We start from the raw sequence: 19,333 nt of genomic DNA, 5'->3' as shown, positions 1-19,333 counted from the left end.
TCACCGTGACCACCACGACCGACGAGCTGGTGTCGTACGAGGACGCCCTGGCGACGTACGACCCCGTCATGGGCCTCGAGGTCCATGTCGAGCTCGGCACCAAGACCAAGATGTTCTGCGGGTGCTCCACCGAGCTGGGCGCCGAGCCCAACTCGCAGACCTGCCCCACCTGCCTCGGCATGCCCGGCTCGCTGCCCGTCGTCAACGCGACCGGCGTCGAGTCCGCCATCAAGATCGGTCTCGCGCTGCACTGCGAGATCGCCGAGTGGTGCCGCTTCGCCCGGAAGAACTACTTCTATCCGGACATGCCGAAGAACTTCCAGACCTCCCAGTACGACGAGCCGATCGCCTTCAACGGCTACCTCGACGTACAGATGGAGGACGGCGAGGTCTTCCGCGTGGAGATCGAGCGCGCCCACATGGAAGAGGACACCGGCAAGTCCACGCACGTCGGTGGCGCGACCGGCCGTATCCACGGCGCCTCGCACTCCCTGCTCGACTACAACCGCGCGGGCATCCCCCTCATCGAGATCGTCACCAAGCCGATCGAGGGCGCCGGCGAGCGTGCTCCCGAGGTCGCCAAGGCGTACGTCGCCGAGCTGCGCGAGCTCATCAAGGCGCTCGACGTCTCGGAAGCCCGCATGGAGATGGGGCAGATGCGCTGCGACGTGAACCTGTCGCTGCGCCCGCACGGCCGCGAGAAGTTCGGCACGCGCTCCGAGACGAAGAACGTCAACTCGCTGCGTTCGGTGGAACGCGCCGCCCGCTTCGAGATCCAGCGCCACGCCGCGGTGCTGAACTCCGGCGGCACGATCATCCAGGAGACGCGCCACTTCCACGAGGACACCGGGTCCACGACCTCGGGCCGCGTGAAGGAGGAGGCCGAGGACTACCGGTACTTCCCGGAGCCCGACCTCGTCCCCGTCGCCCCGTCCCGCGACTGGGTCGAGGAGCTGCGCGGGGGTCTGCCCGAGCAGCCGCTGGCCCGCCGCAACCGGCTGCGCGAGGAGTGGGGCGTCGGCGCCCACGACATGCAGTCGATCCTCAACGCCGGTGCCATCGACGCGATCGTCGCCACGATCGAGGCCGGCGCGGACGCCGCGTCCGCCCGTAAGTGGTGGATGGGCGAACTGGCCCGCAGCGCCAACGAGTCGGGCAAGGCCCTGGAGGACCTGCCCATCACCCCGGCGCAGGTCGCCCGGGTGACGCAGCTCGTGGCCTCCGGAGACCTGAACGACAAGCTCGCCCGTCAGGTCATCGAGGGCGTGCTCGCGGGCGAGGGGACCCCGGACGAGGTCGTCGACAAGCGCGGTCTCAAGGTCGTCTCGGACGAGGGCGCGCTGACCGCCGCCGTCGACGAGGCCATCGCCGGCAACCCGGGTGTCGCGGACAAGATCCGCGGCGGCAAGGTGGCCGCGGCCGGCGCCCTGGTCGGCGCGGTCATGAAGGCCACCCGGGGTCAGGCAGACGCGGCCCGCGTCAAGGAGCTCATCCTCGAGAAGCTGGGCGTCAGCGAAGGCTGACCGTCCGCACACCACCCACCTGGGGGGACGCACCGGGCCCGGTGCGTCCCCCCAGGCCTGTCGTGGGACCCCGGCGGGGCGGATCCACCGGCTCGACCGGCGTCGGCGGCCCGGTTCCGGCGACCCGGCGCCGGAGTGCCGTACCCCCCATGAGGGACCGGCCGCCGCGACGGACACGGAACCGGCGGACACAACGGACAAGGAACAGCAGCAGGATGTACGCGATATCCCTGGGTGACGACGGCGCGGAGCTGCGCCCCCTGGAGCCCTGGCACGCCGAGGAGTTCCTCGCTCATCTGGACCCTGAACTTCGACGCGGCCCAGGGCAACTGCGAGGTCGGCTGCTGGCTGGAACCCGCCGGTAGCGGACGGGGCCTGGTCACACGCGCGATGCGACTGCTCATCGACTGGGCCGTCGAGGAACGCGGGATCCACCGGGTGGAGTGGATCGCCGCCTCGGCGAACGAGCCGAGTGTGAACGGCGCCCGGCGGCTGGGGATGACCCGGGACGCGGTGCTGCGGGAGCGCTTCCCCTACCGGGGCGTACGCCACGACATGGAGGTCTGGTCGGTGCTCGCGCTCGACTGGCGGGCGACGCGCGCGCGGACGAGCGACTGAGCGTTGCCTGACGGTCACGTACGTGTACGCCGATCGTTACCGGCGGGCACAGGGATCATTAAGAGACTTCTCAGACTTCGTCCGTACCGTGCGGGACATGGGAACCAAGACAGTTGACGAAGCCGTGGACGCGAACGGCACCGAGGCGAAGAGCGACAAGGAGACCGTGGACGGCACCGGCACCGGCACGGAGGAGACGCCCGACAGCGCGGCCGTGACGGGAGCCGAAGCCGAGGCCGAGGAGCTGGACGACACCGAGGCCGACGCTCCGGCGGACGAGGACCTCCCCGCGGCCGGGGAGAAGGACGCCCCCGGCGTCGGCCTGGGCGCCGCCGCCGTCGTCTCCGCCGGACTCGGCATCGTGTCCCTCACCGGCAGCTGGGTCGCCACCGTGGCCGCCGCCCGCGAGACCCTGGTCGGACAGCTGCAGACCTCGTCGTCCGCGACCGTCGCCACGCAGGTCAAGGAGGTCTACGGCGACGCCTGGGCGACCACCGCGCTCGTCGGCGGCCTCTTCGCGCTGGCCGCGCTGATCGTCGGCGTCGTGGTCCTGGCCCGGCCCGCCTTCGGGGCGCCCGGCAAGCCGCAGGCCGCCTGGATCAAGTCCGTCGCCTGGGCGGGTGTCTCGCTCGGCGTCGTCGGCCTCGTGCTCGCGGTCGCCAAGTACTCCGACATCATCCTCGGACTGCCCTCCACCAAGTGAACCTCCGTACCTCTGAGGGGCCTTAGGGCCGGCGCGGGTGACCTGCCGCCGCTCTAAGGCCCTTCGCGTGCGCAAGATGCGGCACTCTCCCGATGTGACGCACCCCCCTGGGAGACGAAGGTTGAGGCATCGCACAGAGCGAGGCCGAAACCGGCTCTTCACGAGGGGTACGACATGTTCGAGTTCGAGCTCCACCAGATCCGATCCGCCGAGCTGATCCGCGAGGCGCAGAACCACCGACTGGCGCAGGAGGCCCTCCGCGCCCGCCGTGCCGACCGCCGTCGCACCGCCGCGCGCGAGTCCGGCCGGAACGACACGGAGGAGCAGGCGCACAGCCCGCGCCCCCGCCGGCACCGGTTCACCCGCGCCGCGTGAACGCCGGGCCGAAGGAGGCCGCCCGCGCCGGCGGCCCCCCTCGGACTCCGGGGGAGGCCGGCCGTACGGGGGTCCGCCGGCCTCCCGGGAGCGCGCTCGCCACTCTCACCGCACCCGGCCCGGCACCGATGGCCGGCCGCCCGATAACCAGTGCCGCTGCCGCGGACCGTTGTGCGATGCTCGGGCCCGTGGAGACCAGATCCGTCAGCCCCGTGTTCGTCGGCCGCGCGGACGAACTGGGCGTCCTGCGCGAGGCGCTCGCCCGCGCCGCCGGCGGCAGCGGCTCCCGGGCGTCGCGCACCGGAGGCGAACCGCAGGCGCTGCTCCTCGGCGGCGAGGCCGGGGTCGGAAAGACCCGCCTGATCGAGGAGTTCGCCACCGTGGCCGCCCGCGAGGGCGCCGTCGTCGTATGCGGCGGCTGTGTCGAGATCGGCGCCGACGGACTGCCCTTCGCCCCCTTCTCCACCGCTCTGCGCGCCCTGCGCCGCCTGCTCCCGGACGAGCTCGCCGCGGCCGCCGCCGGCCAGGAGGACGAGCTGGCACGGCTGCTCCCCGAGCTGGCGGAGACCGACCGCGGCCGACGGCCCGACGAGGAGGGCATGGCCCGCCTCTTCGAACTCACCGCCCGCCTCCTGGAACGCCTAGCCGCCGACCGCACGGTCGTCGTCGCCCTGGAGGACCTGCACTGGGCCGACGCCTCCACCCGCCACCTGCTGGCCTACCTCTTCCGCACGCTGCGCAGCGGACGCCTCGTCGTCGTCGCCACGTACCGCGCCGACGACATCCACCGCCGCCACCCCCTGCGCCCGCTTCTGGCCGAACTGGACCGTCTGCGCACCGTCCGCCGTATCGAACTCGGCCGCTTCACCCGCGCCGAGGTCGGCCGCCAGATCGCCGGAATCCTCGCCCACGAACCCGACCCGGCCCAGGTCGACGACATCTTCGAACGCTCCGACGGCAACGCGTTCTTCGTCGAGGAACTCGCCGTCGCCGCCCACCAGGGCTGTCCCACCGGCCTCACGGACTCGCTGCGCGACCTCCTCCTCGTACGCGTCGAAGCGCTGCCCGAGAGCGCCCAGCGCGTCGCCCGGATCGTCGCCGAGGGCGGCTCCACCGTCGAGTACCGGCTGCTCGCCGCCGTGGCCCGGCTCGCCGAGGACGACCTCATCGAGGCGCTGCGCGCCGCCGTCGGCGCCAACATCCTGCTCGCCTCACCCGGTGGCGACGGCTACCGCTTCCGTCACTCCCTGGTCCGCGAGGCCGTCAGCGACGACCTGCTGCCCGGCGAGCGCTCCCGCTACAGCCGGCGCTACGCCGAAGCCCTGGAGGCCGACCCCGCGCTCGTACCGGCCGACGAGCGCGCCACCCGCCTGGCCAGCTACTGGTACCACGCGCACGACGCGGCCAAGGCCCTGCCCGCCGTCCTCGACGCCTCCGTCGACGCCCGGTGCCGGCATGCCCACTCCGAACAGCTCCGGCTCCTGGAACGGGCCATGGAACTGTGGGAGGTCGCCCCGGAAGCCGTACGGGCCGCCCTGCGCCCCGTCGACTACGTGGAGGTGTTCCCGCCCTGCGGCCAGGACCCGGCCGCCCAGGGGCATCCGACGTCCCCGCAGGTCCCGGCACCTCTGCGCTATCTCGACCTGATGGCCGAGGCCGCCGTCGCCGGCCGGCTGTCGGGGGAGCGCGAACGCGCCCTGAAGATCACCAAACGGGCGCTGCGCGTCCTGGAGGACGAGAGCGATCCACTGCGCGCCGCCTGGTTCTGGGTCCAGCGCTCCCGGCTGATCACGGCGCAGGCCCGCGGCGACGGGTGGCACGAACTCGCCACCGCCCGGGACCTGGTACGCGGCCTGCCCCCGTCGGAGGTGCACGCCGAGGTGCTGTCCCTGGTCGCCGCCTGGTGCATGCTGCACGAACCGGGCCCCGGCGCCCTCTTCGCCGCCGAGCGCGCCGTGGAGTACGCGCGTATGGTCGGCGCCCGGGACATCGAGCTGAACGCCCGGCTCACCCTCGGCGGTCTCATGGTCGACGCGGGGGACATCGAGGCGGGCATCACGGAGATGTACGAGGTCAAGGAGCAGGTTCCGCCGCACGGCGGGTCCGTCGTCGCGGGACGCCTCCACATCAATCTGCCGTCCCACCTGGAGTCGGTCGGCCGCTCCCGCGAGGCCGTCCCGATCCTGCGGCAGGGCACCGAACTCGCCCGGAAGAACGGCCTGCTGGACACCGAGGCCTGGGTGTGGGGCAACCTCGCGGAGTCGCTCTGCTCACTCGGCCGGTGGGACGAAGCCGTCGAGGCGGCACGCAACGCCCTGGGCGTGGGAGCCAGCGGCAAACCGTCCGGCAGCGGCGCCACCCGCTTGGCGGACCTCGTCCTCGACCGCGGCGACGTCGCCGAGGCGGCACGTCAACTGGACGTCGCCCGCGCCCACTTCGGCACCCATGACCCCATGCCGCAGCACGCCCTGCCGCTGGTGCGCAGCACGATCCGTATCGCCGCGGGCGAGGGCCGCCTCCTCGACGCCCGCACCGCGCTGGATCAGGCGCTGGAGGCGGGTTTCCCACCCGGCACCCAGCGTTACGGCTGGCCCCTGCTGCTCGCCGCCGCCACCGCGGAGGCCGACGCCCGCGGACTGCCCGCCGCGGAGGCGGGGCGCGACAGGACCGTGCGGGCCCTCCGGGAGGCCGCCAGGACGCTGGCCACCGGAGTGCCTCTCTGGCACGCGTACGAGCGGTGGGTGCGCGCCGAACTCCGGCGCGCCGAGGGCGTGTCCGACCCGCACGAGTGGGCCGAGGTGGTCGCGGCCTTCGAATGCCTGGAACGCCCCTACGACCTCGCCCGCGTCCGTCACCGCCTGGCCGACTCCCTGCTGGCCGCGGGCGCCGACGAGGACGAGCGGGCACGCGCCACCGAGCTCCTGCGGCTGGCCGGGGCGGCGGCCGACCACCTCGGTGCCCGCCCCCTCGCCGACGCCGTGGCGCTGCTCGCCCAGCGGGCCCGCCTCGCCCTGGGCAGGGCCCCCGGGCCGCACGCTCCGACTCCCGGCGATCCGGCCCAGGCCCTCGGCCTCACCAGCCGTGAGCGCGACGTGCTGCGCCTGGTCGCGGCCGGCCGCACCAACCGCCAGATCGCCGAGGAACTCTTCATCTCCCCGAAGACCGCCAGCGTCCATGTGTCGAACATCCTCGCCAAGCTCGACGTCTCGGGGCGGGGAGAGGCGGCGGCACTGGCCCATCGGCTCCGGCTGTTCCCCCAGGAGACCCCCACTGCCCCGACGGCGGGCTGAGGCATACGCTGGCAGGGACCCGGGCCGAGGGAGGCGCCGTGTTCAACATGTTCGAGGAGATCTTCGCACCAGGCCGCAAGCACACCGACGACGAACGCAAACGGCTCGAACTGACCCGCGTGGACCTGAACGACGGTGATCCGGGCCGCGGCCCCATAGACCTGTCCTCGGGCAAGGTGGTCGTACGGCCGCCGGAGCGGGAACGCGGGGCGGCGGACCCGGCGGAGGAGCCCGTGTCCGAGCCGGACGAACCCTGAGGCCGCGGACCTACTTCACCTCCAGCTCCAGGATCCGGTCGTCCCCCTTCCCGGGGCTGCCTCGTCCGTCCGTCTCACTGGTGACCAGCCAGAGCTTGTCACCACCCGCCGAGACCACCGTGCGCAGCCGCCCGTACCTGCCGTTCAGGAAGGACTGCGGTGCGGCGGCGGCCCGCGTGCCCTCCAGGGGGACCCGCCACAGACGCTCGCCCTTCAGCCCCGCCATCCAGAGGGAACCCTCGGCATAGGCGATGCCGCTGGGTGAGGCGTCGGCGGTGTGCCACTGGGCGACCGGGTTGTGGTACTTCGGGTCGTCGCTCCTGCCCTCGACCACCGGCCAGCCGTAGTTGTCGCCCGGCTTGATCTGGTTCAGCTCGTCCCAGGTGTCCTGCCCGAACTCGGAGGCCCACAGGCGCTGTCTGTCGTCCCAGGCGAGACCCTGTACGTTGCGGTGCCCGTACGAGTACACGACCGAGCCGGCGAAGGGGTTGCCCGGCGCCGGATCCCCGTCCGGCGTCATCCGCAGGATCTTGCCGCCCAGCGCCTTCTTGTCCTGGGCCAGACCCCGGGAGCCCGTCTCGCCCGCTCCCGCGTACAGCATCCCGTCCGGTCCGAAGGCGATCCGGCCGCCGTTGTGGATCACTCCCTTGGGGATGCCCTTGAAGATCGTGTCCGGCGCGCCCAGTTGCTCGCCGGGCGGCTTCTTCGCGTCGTACAACATGCGGACGATCCGGTTGTCCGACGCCGTCGTGAAGTACGCGTAGACCATGTGGTCCGAGGCGTAGGCGGGGGAGAGCGCGATACCGAGCAGGCCGCCCTCCCCGGCGGGGGCCACTCCCGGTACCTGGCCCAGCTCCGTCGTCCTTCCGGTCTTCTCGTCCACCCGGGTGATCGTCCCCTCGTCCCGTGAGGACACCAGCAGGCCACCCTCCGGCAGCGGCGCAAGGCCCCAGGGCGACTTCAGGCCTTCGGTGACGGTACGCACCACCTTCACCGAGCCCTTGGCGGGCGCGGCCGTCTCGGTCGACGGCCCCGACGGCCCCGACGGCCCCGATCCCGTCACCCGGCCGTCCGACGACGGGTCCAGGCCGCCGACCGGCGATCCGCTCCCCGAGCCGCCGGAGGAACAGCCGGCCGTCACCACCAGCGCTGCCGCGGCCAACGCGGCCTTCACCACTCGACGTTGCACGATCAGAGGTCCCTTCGACGTGGCGGTCCTACTGTTCATACACCGCTCGCGTCCCGCGGGTTCCCGATCAGGGACACCCGATGCGCGAGCGCCGGCCGTGGGAGGTGTCAGTCCCACGACCCCTGCGCCCCGGGCAGCCCCGCGACCTCCGCCAGATCCTCCGCCGTCAGCGGCAGCCCGGCCGCCCCCGCGTTCTCCGCCGCCCACCGCGCCCGCTTGGCCCCCGGCACCGGAACCACGTGCCGGCCCTGGGACAGCACCCAGGCCAGCGCCACCTGCGCGGGAGTGACCCCGTCGCCGTGCCGCCGGGCCACCCGCCGCAGCCCGGCGACGATCGGCTGGTTGGCGGCCATCATCTCGGCCGTGAAACGGGGATGGCGGGCGCGCACGTCGTCGGGCTCGAAGCCCCCGCCGGGCGTCAGCGTGCCGGTCAGGAAACCGTTGCCGAGCGGCATCGCCGCCAGGAACCCCACGCCGCGCGCGGCGCACCAGGGCAGCAGCGCGTCCAGCGCCTCCGTCGACCACACCGACAGCTCGGCCTCCACCGCGCTCACCGGGAAGACCTGCTGCACCCGCTCCAGCTGCCGGATCGTTCCGTCGTGCAGCCGCCCGTCGTACGGTCGCGCCCCCGGGCGGCGGGCGGAACGGGCGCCGACCGCGCACAGCCCGAGCGAACGCACCTTTCCGGCCGCCACCAGATCGGCCATCGCGCCCCAGGTCTCCTCGACCGGAATCTCGGGGTCCGCGCGGTGCAGCTGGTAGAGGTCGATCACGTCGGTCTGCAGCCGGCGCAACGACGCGTCGCAGGCCCGCCGCACATAACCGGGACGCCCGTTGGCCACGATGTGCTGCTCGCCCGCCAGCAACCCCACCTTCGTCGACACGAAGGCCTCCGGACGTCGTTCCCGCAGCACCCGGCCCACCAGCAGCTCGTTGGTGAAGGGCCCGTACATGTCCGCCGTGTCGAGCAGTGTCGACCCCAGGTCGAGGGCCGTGTGCACCGTGCGCAGCGACTCCTCACCGCGCTGCCGCGAACCGGTGTACGCCCAGCTCATCGGCATGCACCCGAGCCCGACCGCCCCCACATCGAGCGTCGCCGCGCCGATCGTCCTGCGCTCCACCTGGCCGTAACCCTCCCTCTCCTGCCACCCCAACCTAACCTCTGTACGTCCCGCTGCCTGACATAGCCTCCTGAGCATGACTTCCGATGTGTGGCTCCCCTTTCACGCCGACGAGATCAAGGGCCTGCCCGAGGGCCTCAACTACCGCTTCTGGGACGGTGGCCAGGAGTTTCCCGCGGACCCGGCCGACTGCGTCTTCTATGTCGTGCCGTACATGAAGCCGCCCGCCGTCGGCCGGCGGCCGATGGCCGAAATGACCTCCCTGCAGGCCGTGCAGACCCTCTCGGCCGGAGTCGACCACGTCCAGCCGAGCCTGAAGTCCCTGCGTCCCGGGGTGCAGTTGTGCAACGCCCGCGGGGTGCACGAGGCGAGCACCAGCGAACTCGCCCTCGCCCTGATCCTCGCCTCGCTGCGGGGCATCCCCGACTTCGTACGTGCCCAGGACAAGGGGGAGTGGCGCTCCGGGTTCCGTCCGGCGCTGGCCGACAAGTCCGTCCTGATCGTGGGGTACGGGTCTATCGGGTCCGCGATCGAGGACCGGCTCGTGGCCTTCGAGGTGGCGCGGGTGGCGCGCGTCGCGCGCTCTGAGCGCACCACGGCGCGCGGTCCGGTGCACCCACTCACGGAACTGCCCGCGCTGCTCCCCGAAGCCGATGTCGTGGTGCTGTCCACGCCCCTCACCGACAGCACGCGCGGCCTGGTGGACGCCGACTTCCTGGCCCGTATGAAGGACGGCGCGCTCCTGGTCAACGTCGCCCGCGGCCCCGTCGTCGACACCAAGGCCCTGCTCGCCGAGCTGGACAGCGGACGGCTCACCGCGGCCCTGGACGTCACCGATCCCGAGCCGCTGCCCCTGGGGCACCCCCTGTGGCAGGCGCCCGGCGTGCTCATCAGCCCCCACGTCGGCGGCCCGACGTCCGCGTTCCTGCCGCGCGCCGAGCGGCTGCTGGTCACGCAGTTGAATCGTTTCGTGAACCGGGAGCCGCTCGGCAACGTGGTCCTCACCACGGGCACGTAACGCGCCGCCGTCCGCGGCTGCGCCCGGACGGGTGACACTCTCCGCATTCCCCCGAATGCGGGTCGTGTCCGCATCTCCGCTGGTCGTTACGGAGCGTAGAGGAACTATGTCCCTGAGTGACGAGACTGGTGTATCGTCCCGACAGGGGCTGCGCCGCGCACCGTTCGGCGCCGGGGATGGACATTCGGACTGCGAGGGGGGCGACGGGCGATGCACGGCCTATGGACGAACGATCCGACGCGGCGGGGCCGTCGGCGACCCTGGCGCTCGGCCACGCGCGGCCGAGCCCACGGTGGTCACGGCGGCCATGGCGGACATCATCACCGCAGGCACGGCGCGCGCAGGAGGCATGCGCACCCGGCGTGCCCGGAGCAGCGGGATCCCGCTGTGCGGACCGGGTGGGACCGGTGAGCTCCCCCGGAGCGCTGTTGACCCGCCGTCCGGTACTCGGCGGTGGGACGGGTATGGTCTCGCAGCTCGCGCTGGCCATGGTGTGCGCGGGATACGCCGTCGGTTCCGCCCTAGGCTGGGGCTCGGCGAACCTGGCACTGATCATGGGCGACTTCGGGCTCTGCGCCGCCGCGGGCACCGCGGCCGTCTCCTGCTTCCTCTACGCCCACCACCGGTGCAGCCGCTTTCGACCCGCGTGGATGCTCTTCGCGGTCTCCTCGGCCATGGCCTCGCTGGGCAACGGTGTCTGGGGGTGGTACGAGATCGTCCTGGAGCGTCAGGTCCCGAGCCCCAGCTTCGCCGACATCTTCTTCCTGTGCTTCGCGCCGCCGGCCATCGTGGGACTGCTGGTGCTCGCCAAGAGGCCGGTGACCAAGGCCGGTTGGATCTGCCTGGCGCTCGACTCCTGGCTGATCGGCGGTTCCCTGCTCACGCTGTCCTGGAGTCTCGCGCTCGCCCAGGCGGCGAAGTTCGACGGCCCGAGCGTCGCGCACACCGCGCTCTCCCTGGCGTACCCCCTGCTGGACATCGCCCTGGTCAGCATGGTGCTGGCGCTGCACTTCAGGCGCTCCTCCCTGAACCGCTCGGCGGTGAACACCGCGATCGGCGCACTCGCCCTGACCGTGATGTGCGACGCCCTGTTCACCTCGCCCCTCCTGCACAACAACTACCACTCCGGGCAGCTTCTCGACGCGGGCTGGTTCGCCGGCTCACTGCTCCTCGCGTACGCCCCCTGGGCAGGCACCCGGCACGGACAGCCGGACGCCTGCGAACACGGCGGGACCGGACCGCGCGGGTACGGGCACGAACGGAGCGGGCGTGAACGGAGCGGGCACGGAAGGGACGGCTACGGCGAGGACGGGCACGCCCGCGTGGTGCACGAACACATCCCGGACCGGCGGCCGGACGGCGGACATCCCGTGGGGCACCCCGTCCCGCAGGGTGCGGGCCACCACCGGTACGCGGCCCCCCGCCCGATCGCCGGATCGCTGGGCGCGCTCACGCCCTACCTGGCCGCCGCGGTCTGCACGCTGGGGATTCTCTACAACGTGCTCAACGGCCGCAGCGTCGACCGCGTGGTGCTCCTCACCGCGGGGCTGGTCGTGCTCGCCCTGGTGGTGCGCCAGGGCATCATGCTGCTCGACAACATCACCCTGACCCAGGAGCTGGCCCAGAAGGAGAACCACTTCCGCTCCCTGGTGCAGGGCTCCAGCGACGTCATCATGATCGCGGCGCCGAACGGCATCCTGAAGTACGTCAGCCCGGCAGCCGCCGGCGTCTACGGCCGCAGGGCGGAGGACCTCGTCGGCTCCGAGCTCGCCTCGCTCATCCACCCCGAGGACCTCGGCTGCGTGGTGCACGAGGTGCGCCGCTTCCTGGCCGCCAGCCATCCGCAGGAGCCCACCACGCGCATCGAGTGCCGCTTCAAGTCCGGCGAGGGCGGCTGGCTCAACGTGGAGTCCACCGTCAACCGGCACCACGGCGGCCTCATCTTCAACAGCCGTGACGTGACGGAGCGGGTGCGTCTGCAGGCACAACTGCAGCACAACGCCGAGCACGACCCGCTCACCGACCTGCCCAACCGCGCCCTGTTCACGCGGCGCGTCCAGCAGGCCCTGTCCGGCCGCCGCTCCACCGACCGCGGGACGGCCGTTCTCTTCATCGACCTGGACGGCTTCAAGGCGGTCAACGACACGATCGGGCACCAGGCCGGCGACGAGCTCCTCGTCCAGGCCGCCCGCAGACTCCAGGACTCGGTGCGGCACGGCGACACCGCCGCCCGGCTCGGCGGCGACGAGTTCGCGGCCCTGATCGTCGGCGACGGCAACCGCGACCGTGCCGCGCGTGAGCAACAGATCATGGAACTCGCCGACCGGCTGCGGATCAAGCTCTCGCAGCCCTACGCCATCGACGGCAACGATGTCCGGGTGGCCGCGTCCATCGGCGTCGGCTTCGCCGAACCGGGCCTTGGGGCGGGCGAGTTGCTGCGCAACGCCGACCTGGCCATGTACCGCGCCAAGGCGGCGGGCAAGGGGCGGGTCGAGCTGTACGCACCCCAGATGCAGCAGGATGTCGTACGCAAGGCGGAGCTGGCGACGCGACTGCGCTCGGCTCTCCAGGACGGCGAGTTCGCGCTGCTGCACCAGCCCGTGGTCTGCCTGGAGAACGGCCGGATCGCGACGGTCACCGCCCAGGCCCGCTGGCGTTCCTCCCAGGGGGTGCTCTTCACACCCGCCGAGTTCCTGCGCGTCGCCGAGGACAGCGACCGGACCGCCGAGCTGGGCCGCTGGATCCTGGAGGAGGCGGTCGAACAGGCCGCCGAGCGGGCCGCCGCGGGGGTCACGGTGCCCGTGGCCGTCCGGATGAGCGCCCGGCGTCTGCTGGACCGCTCGGCGCCCCTCGGCTCCGTGGAGGCCCTGCTGACCCGGCACGGGCTCTCCTCGGGTGCCCTGATCGTCGAGCTGTCCGACGCCGATCCGCGGGTCGCCCTGGACGAGCTGGAGCGCCGGCTGAACGCGCTGCGCAGGGTCGGGGTCCGGATCGCCCTGGACGGCTTCGGGGGCGGCTGCGCCGCCATCACGGCGCTCAGAAGGCTCCCCGTCGACGTCCTGCGGCTCGACCGGGGCCTGGTCGAGGGTGTCGTCGAGTCCGCCCGGCTGCACAAGATCACCAGTGGGCTGCTGAGGATCGCCACCGACCTCGGGCTGCAGTCCGTGGCCGACGGCGTGGACCTTCCCGAGCAGGTCGTGGCCCTGCGCGCGATGGGCTGTACGCACGGCCAGGGGATGGCCTTCTCCGGGCCCCTCGACGAGTACCGGCTGCGCAGGGCGCTGTCTTCCGGCCACTACCCGGTCCCGCACGGGCCGGCCGAGCCGGCGTTCGCGGGCGGCGGCGGGGTGTATACGAGTGGTGTGCCCGCTGTCCTCGGGAGCGGAACCGCCCTCCGCTCACATAATGAGACTCCCGTCCCACCTACTTGACAGTCGATGCGTGCCGGGGGGAGGGTCAATGCCATGCGCACCCGAATTCTCGTACTTGGAAAGCGCGTCGGCTGAAGCTGGTGATCACCGGACGGACCCGGAAGATCCAGCGACCGCACCCGGCGCGCTCCCCTCGCTTGCCTCACGGCACGAGGGGTTTTTTGTTGTACAGATGACTGTCGACCAACAACCGCACATCGTACAAACCTCGCAAAAACCCTCAGCATCGAGAAGAGAATGACGATGACCGAGCAGGCCACCGGGGCCCATCATCCGCAGCCGCGGCCCCGTTCCGGAGGACAGCAGTCCGCGCCCGAACAGGTGACGGGTGCCAAGTCCCTCATCCGTTCTCTCGAGGAGGTCGGGGCCGACACGGTATTCGGCATTCCCGGCGGCGCGATCCTTCCGGCCTACGACCCGCTGATGGACTCCCAGCGCGTGCGGCACGTGCTCGTCCGGCACGAGCAGGGCGCGGGTCACGCGGCCACCGGTTACGCGCAGGCCACCGGCCGGGTCGGCGTCTGCATGGCGACCAGCGGCCCGGGTGCCACCAACCTGGTGACGCCGATCGCCGACGCGCACATGGACTCGGTGCCGCTCGTGGCGATCACCGGGCAGGTCGCGTCCAAGGCGATCGGCACCGACGCCTTCCAGGAGGCGGACATCGTCGGCATCACCATGCCGGTCACCAAGCACAACTTCCTGGTCACCAAGGCCGAGGACATCCCGAAGACGATCGCGGAGGCCTTCCACATCGCCTCGACCGGCCGTCCTGGCCCGGTCCTCGTCGACATCGCCAAGGACGCCCTCCAGGCGCAGACCACCTTCCAGTGGCCGCCCGTCATGGACCTGCCCGGCTACCGGCCGGTGACCAAGCCGCACGCCAAGCAGATCCGCGAGGCCGCCAAGCTGATCACGCAGGCGAAGCGGCCCGTCCTCTACGTCGGCGGCGGTGTCCTCAAGGCCGGTGCCACCGCCGAGCTGAAGGTCCTCGCCGAACTCACCGGAGCGCCCGTCACCACCACCCTGATGGCGCTCGGCGCATTCCCCGACAGTCACGAACTGCACGTGGGAATGCCGGGCATGCACGGTGCGGTCACCGCCGTCACCGCGCTGCAGAAGGCCGACCTGATCGTCGCCCTCGGAGCCCGCTTCGACGACCGCGTCACCGGCAAGCTGGACAGCTTCGCCCCGTACGCCAAGATCGTCCACGCCGACATCGACCCCGCCGAGATCGGCAAGAACCGCGCGGCCGACGTGCCGATCGTCGGGGACGCCCGCGAGGTCATCGCCGACATGGTCCAGGCCGTGCAGAGGGAGCACAGCGAGGGACACCGCGGCGACTACAGCGCCTGGTGGAAGGACCTCAACCGCTGGCGCGAGACGTACCCGCTGGGGTACGAGCAGCCCGACAACGGCTCGCTGTCGCCGCAGCAGGTCATCGAGCGCATCGGACAGCTCGCGCCGGAGGGCACGATCTTCGCCGCGGGCGTCGGCCAGCACCAGATGTGGGCCGCGCACTACATCCAGTACGAGAACCCCGCGACCTGGCTGAACTCCGGCGGTGCCGGGACGATGGGCTACGCGGTGCCGGCCGCGATGGGCGCCAAGGCGGGGCGGCCGGACCGCACGGTCTGGGCGGTCGACGGCGACGGCTGCTTCCAGATGACCAACCAGGAACTCACCACCTGCGCCCTGAACAACATCCCGATCAAGGTCGCCATCATCAACAACGGCGCCCTCGGGATGGTCCGCCAGTGGCAGACCCTCTTCTACAACCAGCGCTACTCCAACACCGTGCTGCACAGCGGTCCGGGCGCGGACGGCAAGCAGCCGAGCGCGGGAACCCGCGTCCCGGACTTCGTGAAGCTGTCGGAGGCGATGGGCTGCTACGCCATCCGGTGCGAGTCCCCGGACGACCTCGACAAGGTCATCGAAGAGGCGAACTCGATCAACGACCGCCCCGTCGTGGTCGACTTCATCGTCCACGAGGACGCCATGGTGTGGCCGATGGTCGCCGCCGGCACCTCGAACGACGAGATCATGGCAGCCCGGGACGTCCGCCCCGACTTCGGCGACAACGAAGACGACTGAGAGAGAGCCGAGTCCGAACCATGAGCACCAAGCACACCCTCTCCGTCCTCGTGGAGAACAAGCCCGGTGTCCTCGCCCGGATCACCGCCCTGTTCTCGCGCCGCGGGTTCAACATCGACTCGCTCGCCGTGGGTATCACCGAGCACCCCGACATCTCCCGCATCACCATCGTGGTGAACGTGATCGAGGCACTGCCGCTCGAACAGGTCACCAAGCAGCTCAACAAGCTCGTCAACGTCCTGAAGATCGTCGAACTGGAGCCGGGCGCGGCGGTGCAGCGCGAACTCGTTCTGGTGAAGGTGCGGGCGGACAACGAGACGCGCTCCCAGATCGTCGAGATCGTCCAGCTGTTCCGGGCCAAGACCGTGGACGTCTCCCCGGAGGCCGTCACCATCGAGGCCACCGGCGGCAGCGACAAGCTGGAGGCCATGCTCAAGATGCTGGAGCCGTTCGGCATCAAGGAGCTCGTCCAGTCCGGCACGATCGCGATCGGACGTGGGGCGCGTTCGATCACGGACCGGTCGCTGCGCGCCCTCGACCGATCAGCCTGAGTCCTGGAACGGGCGGCCGGTGACCGCCGACCGCCCGTATGCCGAGACCCCGAAACTTTCCCTCCCCCGCCCGCCGTACGGTGGGACGCGACACCGCACACCAAGGAGAACCCCAGTGGCCGAGCTGTTCTACGACGACGACGCCGACCTGTCCATCATCCAGGGCCGCAAGGTCGCGGTCATCGGCTACGGCAGCCAGGGCCACGCCCACGCGCTGTCGCTGCGCGACTCGGGTGTGGACGTCCGTGTCGGTCTGCACGAGGGCTCCAAGTCCAAGGCGAAGGCCGAGGAGCAGGGGCTTCGCGTGGTGACGCCGTCGGAGGCCGCCGCCGAGGCCGACGTCATCATGATCCTGGTGCCGGACCCGATCCAGGCCCAGGTCTACGAGGAGTCCATCAAGGACAACCTCAAGGACGGCGACGCGCTGTTCTTCGGCCACGGCCTGAACATCCGCTTCGACTTCATCAAGCCGCCGGCCGGGGTCGACGTCTGCATGGTCGCCCCGAAGGGTCCGGGCCACCTGGTCCGCCGCCAGTACGAGGAGGGCCGCGGCGTGCCCTGCATCGCGGCCGTCGAGCAGGACGCGACCGGCAACGGCTTCGCGCTGGCGCTGTCGTACGCGAAGGGCATCGGCGGCACCCGCGCCGGCGTCATCAGGACGACCTTCACCGAGGAGACCGAGACCGACCTGTTCGGTGAGCAGGCCGTCCTCTGCGGTGGTACCGCGGCGCTGGTCAAGGCGGGCTTCGAGACCCTGACCGAGGCGGGCTACCAGCCGGAGATCGCGTACTTCGAGTGCCTCCACGAGCTGAAGCTCATCGTCGACCTCATGTACGAGGGCGGTCTGGAGAAGATGCGCTGGTCGATCTCCGAGACCGCCGAGTGGGGCGACTACGTCACCGGCCCGCGCATCATCACCGACGCCACCAAGGCCGAGATGAAGCAGATCCTCGCCGAGATCCAGGACGGCACGTTCGCCAGGAACTGGATGGAGGAGTACCACTCCGGTCTGAAGAAGTACAACGAGTACAAGACCCAGGACGAGAACCACCTCCTGGAGACCACCGGCAAGGAGCTCCGCAAGCTCATGTCGTGGGTCGACGACGACGAGGCGTAAGCCGAACGGCCGAAGGACCGGGGCGGACCGCTCCGGCCCTTCGGTCTGACCCTGGGTAATGCCCGTGACCGCGACGTTGTACACCCCGTCCAGCCACGGACGAGTGATCCTTCCACACAGGCGCAAGAAGGCCCCTGCTGCGGCACTACACTGCTGCACAACATACGCGTCAGGCCCACAGCGTCGTGCGTCTTCCACGCGGCTCGAGCGACCCCGAAGATCTGCAGGCACGCCCCCGCGCCGCCCGGCACGCACTCTCGCCGCACCGGTCACGGGCCCGAGTAGCCTCCGCTACGAGAGCCCCGTCCGGCAGACCGAGAGCACGCACCGGACGACGCGAGAACGCACCCGCACCTCGCCGAGGCCGCTACATCCCTCCACTCGCCCGCGGCCGTCGGGACGGCCGTCCGCATTGGACTTGTGAGGACTCACGTGAGCTCGAAACCTGTCGTACTCATCGCTGAAGAGCTGTCGCCCGCGACCGTTGACGCCCTGGGCCCGGACTTCGAGATCCGGCACTGCAACGGCGCGGACCGTGCCGAACTGCTGCCCGCGATCGCCGACGTCGACGCGATCCTGATCCGTTCGGCCACCAAGGTCGACGCCGAGGCGGTCGCCGCCGCGAAGAAACTGAAGGTCGTCGCACGAGCCGGCGTCGGCCTGGACAACGTCGACGTCTCCGCCGCCACCAAGGCCGGCGTGATGGTCGTCAACGCCCCCACCTCCAACATCGTGACCGCCGCCGAGCTGGCCTGCGGTCTGCTGCTGGCCACCGCGCGGCACATCCCGCAGGCCAACTCGGCGCTGAAGAACGGCGAGTGGAAGCGCTCGAAGTACACCGGCGTCGAGCTGGCCGAGAAGACCCTCGGTGTCGTCGGTCTCGGCCGCATCGGCGCGCTGGTCGCCCAGCGCATGTCGGCGTTCGGCATGAAGGTCGTCGCCTACGACCCCTATGTCCAGCCTGCCCGGGCCGCGCAGATGGGCGTCAAGGTCCTGTCGCTGGACGAGCTGCTCGAGGTCGCGGACTTCATCACCGTGCACCTGCCGAAGACCCCCGAGACGGTCGGTCTCATCGGCGACGAGGCGCTGCACAAGGTCAAGCCGTCGGTGCGGATCGTCAACGCCGCGCGCGGCGGGATCGTCGACGAGGAGGCGCTGTACTCGGCGCTCAAGGAGGGCCGCGTCGCGGGCGCGGGCCTGGACGTGTACGCGAAGGAGCCCTGCACGGACTCCCCCCTCTTCGAGCTCGACGAGGTCGTCTGCACCCCGCACCTCGGTGCCTCCACGGACGAGGCGCAGGAGAAGGCGGGTGTCTCCGTCGCCCGTTCGGTGCGTCTGGCGCTCGCCGGTGAGCTGGTCCCGGACGCGGTGAACGTGCAGGGCGGTGTCATCGCCGAGGACGTCAAGCCGGGCCTGCCGCTCGCCGAGAAGCTCGGCCGCATCTTCACCGCGCTGGCGGGCGAGGTCGCGGTCCGCCTCGACGTCGAGGTGTACGGCGAGATCACCCAGCACGACGTGAAGGTGCTCGAACTCTCCGCGCTCAAGGGCGTGTTCGAGGACGTCGTCGCGGAGACGGTGTCGTACGTCAACGCTCCTCTCTTCGCGCAGGAGCGCGGTGTGGAGGTGCGTCTGACGACCAGCTCGGAGTCCCCGGACCACCGCAACGTCGTCACCGTGCGCGGCACGCTCGGCGACGGCCAGGAGGTCGCGGTCTCCGGCACGCTGGCCGGCCCCAAGCACCTGCAGAAGATCGTCGCCGTCGGCGAGTACGACGTGGACCTCGCCCTCGCCGACCACATGGTCGTGCTGCGCTACGAGGACCGTCCCGGTGTCGTCGGCACCGTCGGCCGTGTCTTCGGTGAGGCGGGCATCAACATCGCGGGCATGCAGGTGGCCCGCGCGGCCGCCGGCGGCGAGGCCCTCGCGGTCCTCACCGTCGACGACACGGTCCCGCAGGGCGTCCTCAACGAGGTCGCGGACGAGATCGGTGCCACGTCGGCCCGGTCGGTGAACCTCGTCTGACGTTCGCTTTCGAGGGCCGGGTCA

13 protein-coding genes and 1 pseudogene are annotated in these 19,333 nt (G+C 71.3%); 12 read left to right on the top strand and 2 right to left on the bottom strand.

Going from position 1 to position 19,333, the window contains the following annotated elements:
• Positions 1-5: 5 nt before the first annotated feature.
• From gatB to ABZV34_RS00580, 6 genes and pseudogenes are all read left to right on the top strand, one after another.
• Positions 6-1,523, top strand: coding sequence for an Asp-tRNA(Asn)/Glu-tRNA(Gln) amidotransferase subunit GatB (gene gatB / locus ABZV34_RS00605; RefSeq protein ID WP_356270069.1), 1,518 nt, complete (start codon positions 6-8; stop codon positions 1,521-1,523).
• Between the two features lie 215 nt (positions 1,524-1,738).
• Positions 1,739-2,141 (top strand): annotated as a pseudogene (locus tag ABZV34_RS00600) (GNAT family protein).
• Positions 2,142-2,238: 97 nt separating this feature from the next.
• Positions 2,239-2,844, top strand: a complete 606-nt coding sequence (locus ABZV34_RS00595) for a hypothetical protein (RefSeq protein WP_356270067.1) — start codon at positions 2,239-2,241, stop codon at positions 2,842-2,844.
• Between the two features lie 174 nt (positions 2,845-3,018).
• Positions 3,019-3,219 carry a hypothetical protein gene (locus ABZV34_RS00590; protein WP_356270065.1) on the top strand — a complete coding sequence of 67 codons (201 nt, stop codon included), beginning with the start codon at positions 3,019-3,021 and terminating at the stop codon, positions 3,217-3,219.
• Between the two features lie 176 nt (positions 3,220-3,395).
• On the top strand, positions 3,396-6,509 hold the full coding sequence (locus ABZV34_RS00585) for an AAA family ATPase (RefSeq protein WP_356270063.1): 3,114 nt from the start codon (positions 3,396-3,398) through the stop codon (positions 6,507-6,509).
• 38 nt (positions 6,510-6,547) lie between these two features.
• Positions 6,548-6,766, top strand: a complete 219-nt coding sequence (locus ABZV34_RS00580; RefSeq protein WP_356270061.1) for a DUF6191 domain-containing protein — start codon at positions 6,548-6,550, stop codon at positions 6,764-6,766.
• Between the two features lie 10 nt (positions 6,767-6,776).
• On the opposite strand, the gene ABZV34_RS00575 is transcribed toward ABZV34_RS00580, so the two are convergent.
• Together ABZV34_RS00575 and ABZV34_RS00570 are read right to left on the bottom strand one after the other, a co-directional pair.
• The gene (locus ABZV34_RS00575) at positions 6,777-7,994 is read right to left on the bottom strand and encodes a PQQ-dependent sugar dehydrogenase (protein ID WP_356270059.1); all 1,218 of its coding nucleotides are present in this window, start codon (positions 7,992-7,994) and stop codon (positions 6,777-6,779) included.
• A gap of 68 nt (positions 7,995-8,062) precedes the next feature.
• A complete protein-coding gene (locus ABZV34_RS00570; RefSeq protein ID WP_356270057.1) occupies positions 8,063-9,076 on the bottom strand; it encodes an aldo/keto reductase in 1,014 nt (337 codons plus the stop codon).
• A gap of 76 nt (positions 9,077-9,152) precedes the next feature.
• On the opposite strand from ABZV34_RS00570, the gene ABZV34_RS00565 reads away from it, so the two are divergent.
• The 6 genes from ABZV34_RS00565 to serA all read left to right on the top strand — a co-directional run bounded on the left by ABZV34_RS00565 (position 9,153) and on the right by serA (position 19,309).
• Positions 9,153-10,094, top strand: coding sequence for a 2-hydroxyacid dehydrogenase (locus tag ABZV34_RS00565; protein WP_356270055.1), 942 nt, complete (start codon positions 9,153-9,155; stop codon positions 10,092-10,094).
• A gap of 464 nt (positions 10,095-10,558) precedes the next feature.
• On the top strand, positions 10,559-13,525 hold the full coding sequence (locus tag ABZV34_RS00560) for an EAL domain-containing protein (protein ID WP_356270681.1): 2,967 nt from the start codon (positions 10,559-10,561) through the stop codon (positions 13,523-13,525).
• Positions 13,526-13,762: 237 nt separating this feature from the next.
• A complete protein-coding gene (locus ABZV34_RS00555) occupies positions 13,763-15,619 on the top strand; it encodes an acetolactate synthase large subunit (RefSeq protein ID WP_356270053.1) in 1,857 nt (618 codons plus the stop codon).
• Between the two features lie 20 nt (positions 15,620-15,639).
• A complete protein-coding gene (gene ilvN / locus ABZV34_RS00550) occupies positions 15,640-16,170 on the top strand; it encodes an acetolactate synthase small subunit (RefSeq protein ID WP_148010603.1) in 531 nt (176 codons plus the stop codon).
• Positions 16,171-16,285: 115 nt separating this feature from the next.
• Positions 16,286-17,287 (top strand): ketol-acid reductoisomerase, encoded by a 1,002-nt coding sequence (gene ilvC / locus ABZV34_RS00545; RefSeq protein WP_356270051.1) that lies wholly within the window; start codon positions 16,286-16,288, stop codon positions 17,285-17,287.
• Between the two features lie 432 nt (positions 17,288-17,719).
• Entirely contained in the window at positions 17,720-19,309 is a 1,590-nt protein-coding gene (gene serA / locus ABZV34_RS00540; RefSeq protein WP_168530367.1) for a phosphoglycerate dehydrogenase, read from the top strand.
• Positions 19,310-19,333 lie beyond the last annotated feature (24 nt).

The organism is Streptomyces sp. NPDC005195, assembly GCF_040608315.1.
In the GTDB taxonomy this organism is placed as follows: domain Bacteria; phylum Actinomycetota; class Actinomycetes; order Streptomycetales; family Streptomycetaceae; genus Streptomyces; species Streptomyces kaempferi.
The sequence above is the reverse complement of the archived record's forward strand: the minus strand, read 5'-3'. Positions and strand labels throughout refer to the sequence as shown.